The following is a 14,347-nucleotide window of genomic DNA, read 5'->3' as shown; positions in this document are numbered from 1 at the left end:
CGAACGCTCCTACGCTGGCGCCATGGTCGCGACGATCACATCGTGGACCGATGCCGCTCGTTCCGCCGGTCCTCGGCGCGACGCGCATCCGTCCGCAGCCACCGCTGAGGTCGCTGCGCGCCTGCACGGACCACGTCGTTCGACCGAGATCGTGCACCGGAGCCGCCACGCCGTCTACGTCCGCGACGGCGACCGCTGCCTCGCCGTCCTCGCGCGCGACGCCGTCGCCGTCCCGTGCGGACTGCTCACGGGCTGGCCCGACCTGGCCGCGACCCGCACCGTCGTCCTCGGGGAGGGCGTCTGCGTCGTCGACGGCCGCACCCTCCGGGTGAGTCGCTACGTCGAGGCGCGCGTCGCAGTCCGACCAGCCCTCGCCGCCGACGACCTCTCTGATGCTTCCCTGCTCGTGGCGGTCGCCGCTCACCTGCCCACGGGCACGACGGCGTACGACCGCCTCGGCGACGACGACCCGCGCGCGGTCGCCGGCCTGCTCGGTCGCGGTCCCGGACTCACCCCGCTGGGCGACGACGTCCTCGCCGGCTGGCTCGTCACGCGGTACGCCGCCGGGTTACACGCCGGTCAGGTGGTCGACCGGGTCCTGTCCGACGCGCCGACCCGGACGACCACCGTGTCCGCGACGCTGCTGAGCCACGCCGCACGCGGAGAAGCGGTGCCGGAGCTGCGGGCGCTCGTCGACGGGCTCGGTGCTCCGGGGACGGACGCGCGCCTCGCCGCCCTCCTCGAGGTCGGCCACACCTCCGGTGCTGGGCTCGCTCTCGGCGTCGCCCTCGCCGTACGCCGTCGTGCGGCGGTCGCTGCGTGACCTCGATCCAAGGAGCTCCATGACCGACCACGTAAGCCTCCGGTCCGGCGTGTACGCCGACTCGGTGAGCCTGCTCCAGGTGAGCAAGCAGGTCGCGGCGACGCCGGGCGTGCGCGACGCCCAGGTCGCGATGGCGACCCCGCTCAACCTCGAGACGCTCGCGGTGATGGGGTTCGACGTGCCGGCCGACGCCTCTCCCAACGACATGGTGGTCGCTCTGCGACTCGACGCTGCCTCAGTCGAGACGGTCTCACTCGAAGGCGCCCTCGCCGCCGTCGACGCCGCCCTCGCCGCCGCGAGCGCACCTCGGGCAGCCGGCGACACCGCGGTCGCTCCCCCGCGGACCACAGCGACGTCGCTGCGCGACGCACCCGAGGAGACGATCGTCATGGTGTCCGTGCCCGGCCCGTCCGCCTTCGTGGAGGCGATGGACGCCGTCGAGGCCGGCCACGACGTGATGGTGTTCAGCGACAACGTCCCGCTCGACCAGGAGGTCGCGCTCAAGCAGGCTGCGGCGACGCGCGACGTGCTCGTCATGGGCCCGGACTGCGGCACCGCCGTCGTCGGAGGCGTCGGCCTCGGCTTCGCCAACGTCGTCCGCCCGGGGCCGGTGGGTGTCGTCGCAGCGTCGGGGACCGGCACGCAGCAGATCCTGGCGCTGCTGGACCAGGCCGGTGTGGGCGTCAGCGCGGCGCTCGGCGTGGGAGGGCGTGACCTGTCGGCGGCGGTCGGTGGACGATCGACCCGTACGGCGCTGGCCCGGCTCGACGCCGATCCGGCGACGACCCACGTGGTCCTCGTGTCGAAGCCTCCCGCGGCCGAGGTCGCCGACGCCATCTCCGCGTACGCGGAGTCGCTGTCGGTCCCGGTCGAGCTCGTGCTGCTGTCGGCCGACACCGACCTGACGGGAGGCACCGAGGCGCTGCTCGCGACGCTCGACGTGCCGACGCCGACGTGGCGGCGGTGGGGTGTGCCCGACGCGGTCCATGGGCCGGGACGCCTGCGCGGCCTGTTCGTCGGCGGCACGCTGTGCGACGAGGCCATGCTCGTCGCGACCCAAGAGCTCGGGCCGATCCGGAGCAACATCCCGCTCACGGGCGACGACGCGCTCGACGCAGCCTCCGTGCTCGCCGGCGACCTCGGCGACGAGCACGTGATGATCGACTTCGGCGACGACGCCCTCACGGTCGGACGTGCCCACCCCATGATCGACCCGACACTTCGCCTCGCCGCCCTCGCGCACACGGCGGCCGACGCCGACACGGCGGTCGTGCTGCTCGACGTGGTGCTCGGGCACGGCGCGGAGCCCGACCCCGCGGCTTCCCTGGCCCCCGCGATCGCCGACGCCCGCGCGACCGCGGCGGCCGAGCACGGTCGTACGCTCCCGGTCGTCGTCACGCTCGTCGGCACCAGGTCCGATCCGCAGGACCTCGAACGCCAGGCCGCGGCGCTCGCCGAGGCCGGGGCGTACGTCTTCTCGTCCAACGCCGAGGCGACCCGGCATGCCGTGGCGCTGGTCGCTCCGGTGCCCGCAACGACGGCAGGAGAAGCCCGATGACCGCCGCCCCCACCGTCGTCACGGTCGGCACCAGCCTCCTCGCCGACGCGATCGACGAGCAGGCCGTCGTCGCGCGCCGCGTCGACTGGCAGCCACCGATGCCAGGCACCGCCGACGACCTCGCCGCCGTTGCCGCCGACCCGCTGCGTGCAGAGGCGAACGCCAGGGCGGTCGCCGCGTACCTCGGCGTCACCGCCCAGCTCGTGGACGTCCTTCCGGCGTCCGAGGCGCTCGGGCTCCAGCGGGGCGACTTCCTGCACGCCGGCCCACCGATCGACTGGGAGCGCGCATCCGGCCCGATGCGCGGCGCCCTGATGGGCGCAGCCGCGCTCGAAGGGCTCGTGGCGGACCCCGAGGACGCTCCGGCGTTCTTCAGGGCCGGGGCCGGGGCCGGCTACACGCTCGACCCCTGCCACCACCATCACGCCGTCGGGCCGATGGCGGGTGTCGTGACGCCGTCGATGTGGGTCTTCGTGCTCGAGGACGCCTCCACCGGCGCTCGCACGTACTGCCCGCTCAACGAGGGCCTCGGCAAGGTGCTCCGCTACGGCGCGTACTCCGACGACGTCCTCGCCCGCCTCCGGTGGATGTCGTCCGTCCTCGGACCGGTGCTCCAGCGCGCCGTCCGCTCGGCCGGCCCCGTCGATGTCACCGCACTCCTCGCGCAGATGCTCCAGATGGGCGACGAGGCCCACAACCGCAACCGGGCCGGCACGCTCATGCTGCTGCGAGACCTCGTGCCGGCGATGATCCGGTCGGGCTCACGCGCCGGCGACGTCGCGGACGCCGTCGCGTTCGTCGGCGGCAACGACCACTTCTTCCTCAACCTCGCCATGCCCGCCTGCAAGCTCGCGCTCGACGCGGCCCGCGACATCGAGGGCTCCACGATGGTCGTCGCGATGGCGCGCAACGGCACCGACTTCGGGATCCAGGTCTCCGGCACCGGCGACCAGTGGTTCACCGGCCCTGCGCAGGTCGCCGACGGCCTCTACCTCGGCTCGTACGGACCCGACGACGCCAACCCCGACATCGGCGACTCGGCGATCACCGAGACCGCAGGCATCGGCGGGTTCGCGATGGCCACCGCACCCGCGATCGTCAGGCTGGTGGGCGGCTCGGTGCCGGACGCGCTCGCGACGACGCGGCGCATGGGCGAGATCACGCTGGCGGAGAACCCTCGCTGGACCATCCCGGTGCTCGAGTTCGCGGGCACGCCGACGGGCATCGACGTCACCCGCGTGTGCCGGACGAGCATCCTGCCGCAGATCAACACAGGGATGGCGGGGCGCGTGGCAGGCACCGGTCAGGTCGGCGCCGGGCTCGTGACCCCACCCACTGAGATCTTCCCGGCAGCGCTCGCGGCGCTGGCCGAGCGGGCCCACGAGAGAGCCGCAGGACGGGCCCCCACGGAGTGACCCGACTCACGGCGAGGCGTACCCCGAACCCCGTGACCTAAACTCTCGACCTTCGCCGCAGCGGTTCCTAGCATCGATCCATGGGGGACCTCACCACACCTCGTCCGGACGCGCTCCTCATCGGCGCTCCGAAGGCCGGAACCAGTGCTCTGCACGCGGCACTGGCGGTCCATCCGCAGGTCTTCTCGAGCCGGCCCAAGGAGCCGAAGTACTTCATGTGCGCCGACGCGCCTCCGCCGGCGTACCGGGGTCCCGGAGACGCGCACAGCCAGCGCGAGTGGATCTGGCGCCGCGAGGACTACGAGAAGCTCTTCGCCCCCGCCCGAGGCGACCAGCTGCGGCTCGAGAGCACCCCGTTCTACCTCTACCTCCGCAACGCCCGGCGGCGGATCACCGAGGAGCTGCCCGACGCGCGTCTCGTCGCGGTGATCCGGGATCCCGTCGACCGCGCGTACTCGAACTGGATGCACCTGTGGTCCGACGGCCTCGAGCCGGTCAGCGACTTCGTCGACGCGTTCGGTCGCGAGCAGGAGCGCATGGCTGCGGGGTGGGCGCCGTTCTGGCACTACCGCCGCCTCGGCATGTACGGCGCTCAGCTGGACGACCTCTACCGCCACGCCGACCCGGCCAACATCCTGGTCCTGCGCTACGGCGAGCTGGTCGACCGTCCGGCCGAGACACTCGACCGGGTGTGCGTGTTCCTCGGGCTCGAGCCCGGCATCGTCACGACCATCCCGCGCGACAACTCGAAGCCGTACGTCGCCCCGGGCTGGCGTCGTGACGTCGGATCCCGCGTGGTGCGCGCAGGTGCCCGGGCGGGTGCACTGACCCACCCGGCCGTGTGGCGGCGCGCCAGCCGGCCGCTGCTCTCGGTGCTCCAGCGGGGCGGCGTCGCGGTCCGGCCGAAGCTCGACGGCACTGCTCGGACAGCGCTCATCGAGCACTACCTCGAGGACATCGACCTTCTGGAGAAGGTGACGGGGCAGTCGTTCGACGACTGGCGTCAGCCGGAGAGCCGTGGCTCCTTCGCGAGCCGCGTCGCCGGCGCCCCCTGACCGCGAGTCACCGCGCACGCACGGCGAGTCACCCCAGGACGGTTGTCACCGACGTCATGAGGTCGTGCGACCCGTCCGACCGCGCGGCCTCGAAGTAGAAGCGCGTCCGGCCGTCGGGGAGGTCGACGGCACACACGTAGCGCAGTGCCCCGTCGGACTCGGGCGACCACGCCACCGGAGCGTCGCGCACAGGGGCGAGGATCCCCGGGATGCTCCGCTCCTGTGCGATCCCGGTGCGCTCGAACCAGTTCGACGCGGCGTCCGCGCGGCCGTCGTACAGGGCGATGAGCGGGTCTCGGCCCAGGATCGCGGTGATCCGCGCGCCACGAGCGTCCCAGCTGCCGGGGGTCGGTGACAGCACCTCTCCCTGGTCGACCCAGGCCAGGCCGTCGACGCTGGTCGCGTAGCGCGTCGTCATCCGGTCCTCGGCGCCAGGGACGTCGAGCGGGTGGCAGCAGACCCACATGTGCCAGCCGTCCTCGTCGTGCAGCACCACGGGGTCCTTGACGCCGACGGTGTCGTCACCGGGAAGCACGAGCGTACGTCGCCCCGCGGCGAGCCCCTCCGGCGTCGCGGCGTCGACGGCCTCGATCCACCAGTGCTTGGAGCCGGGCGTGGCGCAGCTCAGGTAGATCCGCCAGCCGTCCTCACCACGGTGCACGAGGGCTGGACGCTCGAAGGACTCCGCACCGAAGTCGTCGCGCCAGATCTCGGCGACGGTCCCGAAGCGGACCCCGTCGTCGGAACGCGCCACCACGACGCTCACGCCACGGCCGGCGGTGATCGGCCGCCGGACACGGTAGGCGAGCCAGACCGCTCCGTCGGCGTAGAGGGCGGATGGTGCGCCGGTCCAGTTGCCGGGTCCGGGTGCGGGCGCTTCGACGACGACCTCAGCGCCCTCGAAGCGGGGAAGGGCCGTTTCGACGATGATGCTCACCCCGGAAGCGTACGTAACAACCCGGCCCCGGTCGCGGGTTTCACTCACAGGCGCGGCGAATGCCTCGCCGTCGCGCAGAAAGTGGCTCGCGGTCGCAGAGAGACCGGCTCGCGGTCAGAAGAGGGGGACGCGGTCACCGAGCAGGCGCGCCGCCTGGTCGGGGGCGGTGGTGTTCACGCCCAGGTCGTACCCGATCTTGCCCGTGCCGTGGTAGTCGCTCGACCCGGTGACCACGAGGTCGAGCTCATGCGCGATGGCGCGCAGCCGGGTCCGGGTGTCGGCGTCGTGGTCGTTGTGGTCGACCTCGAGCCCGACCAGCCCGACGTCGACGAGCTTCGCGAGGTTCTCGACCGTGAGCACCGAACGGCTCTGCCGCGTCCACGGATGGGCGATCACGGGACGACCGCCTGCATCGACGAGCAGACGGATCATGGACTCGAGGTCCGCGGCGTACCGGTCGACGTACGCCGGGCGTCCGGGCATCAGGAACCGCTCGAACGCCTCGTCGCGGTTGACGACGACGCCCTTCGCGATCAGCGCGTCCGCGACGTGCGGCCGTCCGGTCGCGGCGGCGTCGCCGGACACCATGAGCACGTCCGCCTCGGTGATGTCGATGCCGAGGTCCTGGAGGCGGGCGATCGTACGAGGGAGCCGGTCCTGGCGTCCGCCGAGCACCCGCTCGAGCTCGACGAGGAGCGCCGCGTCCGTCGGGTCAGGCTCGTAGCCGAGAAGGTGGACACCCTTGTGGTGGAACCGGCAGGAGATCTCGAGCCCCTTGACCAACGTGATGCCGACCCTGTCAGCAGCGACCTGCGCCTCGTCCCACCCGGTCATCGCGTCGTGGTCCGTGAGCGCGACCACGTCGAGTCCCGCCCGGGCCGCGTTCTCCACGAGCTCCGTCGGGCTGTCGGTGCCGTCGGAGCGGCGGGAGTGGGTGTGGAGGTCGATGAGCACGCCGCCAGGCTACCGGCCGCGCAACGAGATCGGCGGTGAGCCGACCGTCACCAGACAGGTGCTGGTGACGGCAGACTCACCGCCGATGGGTGGTGCGGGTCGAACCTCAGTGCATGACGATCGGGGCCGCCGCTGCGCCCTCCTCGACCTCTCGCTCGATCTTCTTGCGCGGCAGGAACGCCGCCGGGATCAGCGTGAGCGCGATGAGCACCGTCGCGAGGACGAACGTCACGCCGAACGCGTCAGCCGCCTCCGCGAACCCTCGCTGCAGTAGCCCCGCACCCGACAGCATGTCGAACAGCTCGGGCACGGTGCGCGAGCCGATGGCCGCGTTCGCGAGCGACGCGTCGGTGATCTCGCTCGGGGTGCCGGGCGGCAGCTGGAGGAGGTCGCCGAGCTTCTCCCCCGCCTTGAGCTGGTTGGTCAGCACCACCGAGAACACCGCCGTGCCGATCGACGCCGCGACCTGCTGGACGATGTTCATCAGCGTCGAGCCCCGGGCGATCGTGTGGTCGGTCAGGGTTGCGAGCGCCGCCGTCATCGTCGGCATCATCGTGAGACCCATGCCGAGACCCATCACGAACAGACCCGGCAGCAGGATCCAGTAGGAGGTGTCCGCGGCGACCTGGGTGAACACCGCCATGCCCGCAGCGGTCAGCGCAAGGCCGGTCAGCACGATCTTGCCGGGACCGATCTTGTCGGTCAGCATGCCGCCGATCGGCATCGTGAGCATCGCGCCGATGCCCTGCGGGACGAGGAGGAAGCCGGCCATCAGGGTCGTCTCACCGCGCACCTGAAGGAAGTACGCCGCGAACAGGATGCTCGCCCCGAAGAACGCGATCGCGAAGGCAGCCATGGTGATCACGGCCACCGTCAGGTTGCGGTGCTTGAAGAGGCGCAGGTCGACCAGCGGGTGCTCCGGCCGGAAGGCGTGGAACACGAAGGCCACGATGAGCGCGGCGCCGATCGCCGACGTCACCAGCACCTTGGTCGCCCAGATGGTGCCCTCCTCGGGGATCGAGGAGACACCGAACAGGAAGAGTGCGAGACCAGGCGACAACAGGATCATGCCGGTCCAGTCGAAGGACTCCGACGGCTCGGGCGAGTCCTTGGGAAGCACGCGCCACGCGTAGACGAGCGCGATGATGCCGATCGGCAGGTTGATCAGGAAGATCCAGTGCCAGGTGAGGCTCTCGATGAGCCAGCCGCCGATGATCGGACCGAGGATCGGGCCGAGCAGCATCGGGACGCCCAGCACGGCCATGACGCGACCGATCCGGTGAGGGCCGGCGGCGCGGGTCATGATCGTCATGCCGAGCGGCATCAGCATGCCGCCGCCCAGGCCCTGGACCACGCGGAACGCGACCAGCTCGGTGATGCCGCCGGCGAGGCTGCAGAGCACGGAGCCGAGGGTGAAGAGGGTCAGCGCCGTCATGTAGAGACGCTTCGTGCCGAAACGATCAGCAGCCCACCCTGTCAGTGGGATGACGGTCGCGAGCGCGAGCGTGTAGGCCGTCATCGTCCAGGCGACCTCGGCATAGGTCGCGTCGAACTCGGACTGGAACGTCGGCAGCGCGACGCTGACGACGGTGATGTCGAGGATCGACATGATCGCGCCGAGCACGACCACGCCGGCGATCTTGAGGACTGCCGCGTCGAGCTTGTCGCTCTGCGGGTCCACGTCGCCGGGCACGCCGCCCGGCGCGGATTGGATGTCTTGACTCATGAAAAAGCGGTTCCTTACCCGGGGGTGGTGGGTTGGCGTTCGGCGATCGCTGCTGTTAGCGCACGATCAAGAAGGCTACGTGTGGGTTCGGACAGATCGCGAACGATTTCTAGCAGGGCAGCCCGCTTCGTCCTGAGCTGTCGACCGACGAGGTCACGTCCCTCGTCGGTGAGAGTGACGACCCGCACACGACGGTCCTGCTGGCACTCATGGCGGCTCGTCAGCCCGACGCCGACCAGCTGGTCCACGGCCCGACCGGCAGCAGCGACCGAGATCCCGAGCGCACGCGCGATGTCGGTGATCTGCGTGTCGCCCGGGCGGGACGAGACCAGCAGAAGCGTGCGCACCTGCGTGGCGGAGAGCTCGGCTTCGACGAAGGCGTCGAGCCCCTCGTCCTCACAGCACGCAGCCACCTGGAGGAAGAACTCCTCCAGGTGGCCGGCGAGAGACTCGGGTGTTGTCACCCGCAAATACTAACGCGGACGCAAGTGTTGCGCGAAATCCATTATTGCGTGACGTACATCACTCTGCGGTCGGGCCGGGCCAGTTCTTGTCGGCCTGCGGCACCGGACGACCGGGCTGCTCACCGCCGCGCGCCTCGAGGTAGTTGTCCTTCGGGACCATGACCTTGCGACGGAAGATGCAGACGACCTTGCCGTCCTGGTTGTAGCCGATCGTCTCGACGTAGACGACGCCGCGGTCGTCCTTCGAGGTGCTCTCCCACTTGTCGAGCACCGTGGTCTGGCCGTAGATCGTGTCGCCGTGGAAGGTCGGCGCGACGTGGCGCAGAGACTCGATCTCGAGGTTCGCGATCGCCTTGCCCGAGATGTCGGGAACGCTCATGCCGAGCAGGATCGAGTAGACGTAGTTGCCCACGACCACGTTCTGACCGAACTGCGTGGTCTTCTCCGCGTAGTTCACGTCCATGTGGAGCGGGTGGTGGTTCATCGTCAGCAGGCAGAAGAGGTGGTCGTCGTACTCGGTCACCGTCTTGCCAGGCCAGTGCTTGTAGGTCGCGCCGACCTCGAACTCCTCGTAGCTGCGACCGAACTGCATGGGGACTCCTCGCGTCAGGGGGACTGCAGGTGCGCAGTCATGATGACCGATCGGGCGAGACTCCTTGCTGGTGGGTCGGCCTCCGCAGGTGGATCAGCGTCGCCGTCATCGGCAGCAGCAGCACGGTGACGGCACCACCCGCGACGAGGATCGACGCCGTCGCCGACGTCATCTCCCCCGCGTCGACGGCGACCTGGCTCACCGCGACGATGAGCGGGAGGCCGGTCGATGCCCACAGCGCCACCCGCACGGAGTCACGGGTGTCGAAGCTCTTCGTCCCGTCGGGTTCGCGCTGGCGCAGCGTCTCCACCAGGACCGGGCCGCCGCGCACCAGCAGGATGAGCAGGACGAACGTGATCATGACCATCGGCGCCTCGGCGATGGCAGCCGGGTCGATCGCCATCCCCGAGGTGACGAAGAAGATCGGGATGAGGAACCCGAACGCGAGCCCGTCGAGCTTCGTCTCGAGACGCTCGTCACCACCGGGGAGCACACGGCGGAGGATGAACCCGGCCGCGAACGCCCCCAGGATCGTGTCGAGCTCGAAGACGATCGCGATCATGCTGAGCGTGACGAGGAGAAGCACGGTGAATCGCACCGTCGTCTGCGCGGTGGTCTCCGCGCCCGCGCGCACGAGTCCGGGCACGATCCGGGCGCGAGGGAACAGGCGTGTCGGGACCGCCGCGACGAGGAGCGCGGCCCCGACGAAGACCACGAGCGTGACCAGCGAACGCTCCGGACTGTTGACGCCGAGAAGGATCGCCATCGCCAGCACCGGACCGAGCTCGCCGAACGTGCCGTGGTTCACGACCGTCCTGCCGAACCGCGTGCCCATGAGCTGCATGTCCTTCAGGATCGGCAGCAGGGTGCCCAGCGCGGTCGAGGTGAGCGCGATCGCCACGGCCGTCTCCGCGTGCTGCTCGTTCTGCGTGCCGAGGACCGAGATCGTCACGAAGGCGAGCGCCAGGCACACCAGCCACGTGCCGAGTGCGCGACGGCCGCCCCTGCCCCGCAGCTCGTCGACCTCGATCTCGTACCCGGCCAGGAGGAAGAGCATCCCCAGCCCGAGCTCGTTCAGCAGCTCGATCGGGGCGTCGACCTCCGCGAGCTCGAGGCCGAACGGACCGACGAGGATGCCGCCGACCAGCAGCAGGACGACCTCCGGGACGAGCCGGCGCGGCACGGCAGCGGCCACGACCGGCGCGATCGCCGCCACCAGCACGATCCAGAACAGTGACTCCATGGTCCTTCTCCGTGCTCAGGCGTTCCAGCGCTCGACGACCGGGTCCGAGCCGTGCTCGTACCCGAGGATCGACAGTGTCGCCGTCCCGAGCGCGAGACGCGCCCCGAAACGCACGGGTTCGTCGAGAAAGCGCGCCGCGAGGGCACGGAGCGCGTGACCGTGTCCGAAGACCAGGGCGGGCCCGTCTCCGGCGCGGACGCGTTCGACGACCCGGTCGAGCCGCGTCGCGATCTCGTCGGCGCTCTCGCCCCCCGCGGCCTCCGCGCCGTTGCTCCAGACCGTCCAGCCGGGCACCGTCTCGCGGATCTGCGGCGTCGTGAGCCCTTCGTACGCGCCGTAGTCCCACTCCGCCAGGTCGGGCTCGACCTGGGCGTCAGGGAAGCCCGCGAGCTCGGCCGTACGGCGCGCCCGCAGCCTGGGGCTCGTGAGGACCTGCGCGAACTCGGTGCCGGCCAGGCGTGGTGCGAGCTCGCGCGCACGCTCCTCGCCGACGGGCAGCAGCGGGAGGTCGGTACGGCTGGTGTGCCGGCCGTTCTCCGCCCACTCGGTGGGTCCGTGCCGCACCATCCACAACGAGCTCGCCATCTCCGTCACCCCGTCCACGTCGTCGGGAGGCCGTGCGCGGGAGCGTGACCGATGACCGTGGCCTCCCCGAACGGCCAGGTCGTGAGCAGGACAGGGTACGGACCGTCGGCTCGCCCGTCGGGCTCGAGCGTGACCCTGGCGAGGACACGGTCCGGGCCGGCGTCCTGCGCCAGCTCGGCGACGCGGGCGTCGATCCGCTCACGCTCGTCGTCCGCGACGTACATCCAGGTGACCGAGTGCCACAGCACGGTCGCCGTCCCCTGCTCGAGCTCGACGCCGTCGAGACCGTCGGCCGCGCTGCACCGCTCCAGCACGGCCGGGACCTCCGCGGCGACCTCGCACGCCGCTCGCAGGCGCGCGAGGCGCTCTGTCATGTCGGGCCACGTGTACGCCTCGAGGGTGCGACGGTCGTCGATGCGGGTCGGGTCGAGCGGGGCGAGGTCGAAGCCCCGTCGCTCCACCACCTCGAGCGGGGCGTCCACCGCGGGCGTGAGCCCTGCCCAGGCGCCGTCCATCACCACGGGCGAGTCCACCGGGCCCCACCAACCCCGCGGCGAGCTGAACCGGAAGTGGTCCGCACGCAGGTTCAGCCCCCCACTCGCGCCGATCTCGATGAGCCGGACCGGCAGAGCGAACCTGTCGGCGACGCGAAGGAGCCCGCCGACGAGCGCGGCCGAGCGTCCGACCTCGTTGGTCTGAGGCACCCTGTCGAGCGCCTGACGGAGCGCGTCGCGATGCTGGTCGACGACGGCGAGAACCGCGGGCAGGGCCGCCGCAAGGTCCCACCTGCCTCCGACGCTCGGGTAGTGCTCCTCGAGGCTCGGGGCCTCGCCGTCGAGCACGAGCCGGTGGAGTCCGCCGACGAGGCGCAGACCGAGTGCTGCCGGCGGGGCCGCATCGTCAGCGACCACCTCGTCGAAGACCGCGCGAGTGGGCCCACCGGCGTTGACGTCACCGGCGAGAGCGGCGAGCAGGCCGGCGTACATGGGTGAGCCGAGGCTTCCGCACTGGCGCGCCTGCCACTCGAGGGCTTCGGCCGCCTGCTGGACCACTCCGCCGGTCACGCTCCCGGCGGCGCGGTCGGCGACTGCGGCGGCGCCGTGGGCGACTGCGGTGCCGGCTGCTGGGTCCCCGGACGGGTCAGTCCCGCGAGGACGCGCTGGCCTTCTGCGAGGTGCTTGTGCTCCACCAGCAGCTCGTAGCGCGACGCCACGACCTGCGAGATCGACGTGAAGTCGCGGCGGCCACCGGTGAACGCATAGCCGATCAGCCCCCAGACGACACCGAACACGAGACCGAAGAGCATCGCAGCCAGCACCACTGCGAACCACCGGCCCGGCTCGGCGAAGATGCCCACGATCAGCCCCAGGAGCACGCCGAACCACGCGCCCGTGGCGGCGCCGTAGCCGGCCGCCTTGCCCCAGGTCAGACGGCCCGTCACGCGCTCGACCTGCTTGAGGTCCGTGCCCACGATCATGATGTTCTGGACGGGGAACTTCTGGTCGGACAGGTAGTCCACCGCGCGCTGCGCATCGGCGTAGTTCTCGAAGTCGGCGAGATGCTGCGGATACTCCAGCGTCAACCCGGTCCTGCCCTGCTGCTGCACCATGCGATTCCTCCTCGTCGGCTGTCGCTCAGCCTAGTGACTGCGTGCGACACGCGCCGGGCGCATCCCTCGGTCGGCGCGTGTCCCTCGATGTGCGCGCGAGAACCCACGACGACAGACTGGCAGGGACGCCCACGCGAGGAGGATCGATGCCCGACGAGACGGTGCTCGTCATCAACGCGGGTTCGTCGTCGTTGAAGTACGAGCTGCGTGACGCCACCTCGGGAGCACGCCTCGGCCGCGGGATCGTCAACCGGATCGGCCACGACGGGACGGCCCTCCGGTACCAGGTCAGCGGGGAGTCCCCGGTCGAGCGACCGCTGCCCGGCGCCTCGTACGCCGAGGCGATCGCCGCGATGTTCGAGCGCTTCACCGAGGCCGGCGCGCGGCTCGACGGTCTGGTCGGGGCGGGCCACCGCGTCGTCCACGGTGGTACGGAGTTCAGCGAACCCGTGGTGGTCGACGACGCAGTCCTCTCCCGCATCGACGCGCTCTCGTCGCTCGCCCCCCTGCACAACCCCGTCGCCGTCGAGTGCATCCGGCTGATGAAGGAGCACGACCCCGACCTGCCGCAGGTCGCGGTCTTCGACACCGCCTTCCACGCGACGCTCCCGTGGGAGGCGTACACCTTCGCCGTCCCGGAGGACGTCGCCGCCGAGCACCGGCTGCGTCGGTACGGGTTCCACGGCACGTCCGTCGAGTACGTCACCGGTCGCGCCGCCGCGCTGCTCGGCGTCGAGGAGGACGACGTCAACCTGATCGTGTGCCACCTGGGCAACGGGGCTTCGATCACCGCCGTCCGGGGTGGCCGCAGCGTCGACACGTCGATGGGGTTCACGCCGCTGTCCGGTCTCGTGATGGGCACCCGTGCGGGCGACTTCGACGCGTCCGCCGTGCTCTACCTGCAGGACGCCGCCGGCATGTCGACCAGAGAGGTGGCCGAGCTCCTCGAGCGCCGCAGCGGGCTCCTGGGCCTCACCGGAGACTCCGACATGGCGGCGATCCGCGACCGTGCGCAGCGCGGCGACGACGCCGCGCAACGGGCGGTACGCCTCGCCGCGTACCGGGTACGCCACTACGTCGGCGCCTACCTGGCGCTCGTACCCGGCCTCCACGCCCTCGTGTTCACCGGGGGCATCGGTGAGCACGACGACGGCTTCCGGGCCGCGGTCTGCGAGCCGCTCGCACACCTCGGCATCGAGATCGATCCGCGCCGCAACTCGGCGCCGGTCGCCGACGACGGCGGCCTGATCGGCGAGGGCAGCGTCCCCGTGGCGGTCATCCCCACCGACGAGGAAGCCGAGATCGCCCACCACACCGTCAACCTCGTCCGCGGCACCTCGACGCCGCAGACCGAGCGCACGCCCGACCCCTCCCAGACCTGAGGAG

At 71.2% G+C, this 14,347-nt stretch carries 14 protein-coding genes; 5 read left to right on the top strand and 9 right to left on the bottom strand.

Features of this window, described 5'->3' with window-relative positions; translation table 11 throughout:
• The first annotated feature begins 22 nt into the window (after window positions 1-22).
• The 4 genes from AB3M34_RS06295 to AB3M34_RS06280 all read left to right on the top strand — a co-directional run bounded on the left by AB3M34_RS06295 (window position 23) and on the right by AB3M34_RS06280 (window position 4,851).
• Entirely contained in the window at window positions 23-823 is an 801-nt protein-coding gene (locus AB3M34_RS06295) for a DUF2877 domain-containing protein (RefSeq protein ID WP_370618265.1), read from the top strand.
• A 19-nt stretch (window positions 824-842) separates the two neighbouring features.
• Window positions 843-2,381, top strand: a complete 1,539-nt coding sequence (locus AB3M34_RS06290) for an FdrA family protein (RefSeq protein WP_370618263.1) — start codon at window positions 843-845, stop codon at window positions 2,379-2,381.
• Window positions 2,378-3,796 (top strand): DUF1116 domain-containing protein, encoded by a 1,419-nt coding sequence (locus tag AB3M34_RS06285; protein ID WP_370618261.1) that lies wholly within the window; start codon window positions 2,378-2,380, stop codon window positions 3,794-3,796. The genes AB3M34_RS06290 and AB3M34_RS06285 overlap by 4 nt, the downstream gene beginning before the upstream one ends.
• A gap of 80 nt (window positions 3,797-3,876) precedes the next feature.
• On the top strand, window positions 3,877-4,851 hold the full coding sequence (locus AB3M34_RS06280; RefSeq protein ID WP_370618260.1) for a sulfotransferase family protein: 975 nt from the start codon (window positions 3,877-3,879) through the stop codon (window positions 4,849-4,851).
• 28 nt (window positions 4,852-4,879) lie between these two features.
• Here the strand turns inward: AB3M34_RS06280 and AB3M34_RS06275 are convergent, their stop codons facing one another.
• From AB3M34_RS06275 to AB3M34_RS06235, 9 genes are all read right to left on the bottom strand, one after another.
• Window positions 4,880-5,788, bottom strand: coding sequence for a hypothetical protein (locus AB3M34_RS06275; RefSeq protein ID WP_370618258.1), 909 nt, complete (start codon window positions 5,786-5,788; stop codon window positions 4,880-4,882).
• Window positions 5,789-5,902: 114 nt separating this feature from the next.
• Entirely contained in the window at window positions 5,903-6,742 is an 840-nt protein-coding gene (locus AB3M34_RS06270) for a PHP domain-containing protein (protein ID WP_370618256.1), read from the bottom strand.
• 106 nt (window positions 6,743-6,848) lie between these two features.
• Window positions 6,849-8,468 carry a DHA2 family efflux MFS transporter permease subunit gene (locus AB3M34_RS06265; RefSeq protein WP_370618254.1) on the bottom strand — a complete coding sequence of 540 codons (1,620 nt, stop codon included), beginning with the start codon at window positions 8,466-8,468 and terminating at the stop codon, window positions 6,849-6,851.
• A gap of 14 nt (window positions 8,469-8,482) precedes the next feature.
• Window positions 8,483-8,932, bottom strand: coding sequence for a MarR family winged helix-turn-helix transcriptional regulator (locus tag AB3M34_RS06260; RefSeq protein WP_370618252.1), 450 nt, complete (start codon window positions 8,930-8,932; stop codon window positions 8,483-8,485).
• Between the two features lie 58 nt (window positions 8,933-8,990).
• Complete coding sequence (locus AB3M34_RS06255; RefSeq protein ID WP_370618250.1) at window positions 8,991-9,524, bottom strand: MaoC family dehydratase; 534 nt, start codon at window positions 9,522-9,524, stop codon at window positions 8,991-8,993.
• A gap of 37 nt (window positions 9,525-9,561) precedes the next feature.
• Window positions 9,562-10,767 (bottom strand): cation:proton antiporter, encoded by a 1,206-nt coding sequence (locus AB3M34_RS06250; RefSeq protein ID WP_370618248.1) that lies wholly within the window; start codon window positions 10,765-10,767, stop codon window positions 9,562-9,564.
• Window positions 10,768-10,782: 15 nt separating this feature from the next.
• Window positions 10,783-11,352: a histidine phosphatase family protein gene (locus AB3M34_RS06245; RefSeq protein ID WP_370618246.1), complete on the bottom strand. Its 570-nt coding sequence runs from the start codon at window positions 11,350-11,352 to the stop codon at window positions 10,783-10,785.
• A gap of 5 nt (window positions 11,353-11,357) precedes the next feature.
• Window positions 11,358-12,416 carry a DUF2332 domain-containing protein gene (locus AB3M34_RS06240; RefSeq protein WP_370618244.1) on the bottom strand — a complete coding sequence of 353 codons (1,059 nt, stop codon included), beginning with the start codon at window positions 12,414-12,416 and terminating at the stop codon, window positions 11,358-11,360.
• The gene (locus AB3M34_RS06235; protein WP_370618242.1) at window positions 12,413-12,961 is read right to left on the bottom strand and encodes a general stress protein; all 549 of its coding nucleotides are present in this window, start codon (window positions 12,959-12,961) and stop codon (window positions 12,413-12,415) included. Before AB3M34_RS06235 ends, AB3M34_RS06240 begins: the two co-directional genes overlap by 4 nt.
• Window positions 12,962-13,107: 146 nt before the next feature.
• On the opposite strand from AB3M34_RS06235, the gene AB3M34_RS06230 reads away from it, so the two are divergent.
• Window positions 13,108-14,343, top strand: coding sequence for an acetate/propionate family kinase (locus AB3M34_RS06230; RefSeq protein WP_370618240.1), 1,236 nt, complete (start codon window positions 13,108-13,110; stop codon window positions 14,341-14,343).
• The last annotated feature ends 4 nt before the right edge of the window (window positions 14,344-14,347 follow it).

The sequence above is a fragment of the Mumia sp. Pv4-285 genome (assembly GCF_041320275.1).
In the GTDB taxonomy this organism is placed as follows: Bacteria; Actinomycetota; Actinomycetes; order Propionibacteriales; family Nocardioidaceae; genus Mumia; species Mumia qirimensis.
Note: the sequence above shows the minus strand (reverse complement) of the source record. Positions and strands in the feature narration are given on the sequence as shown.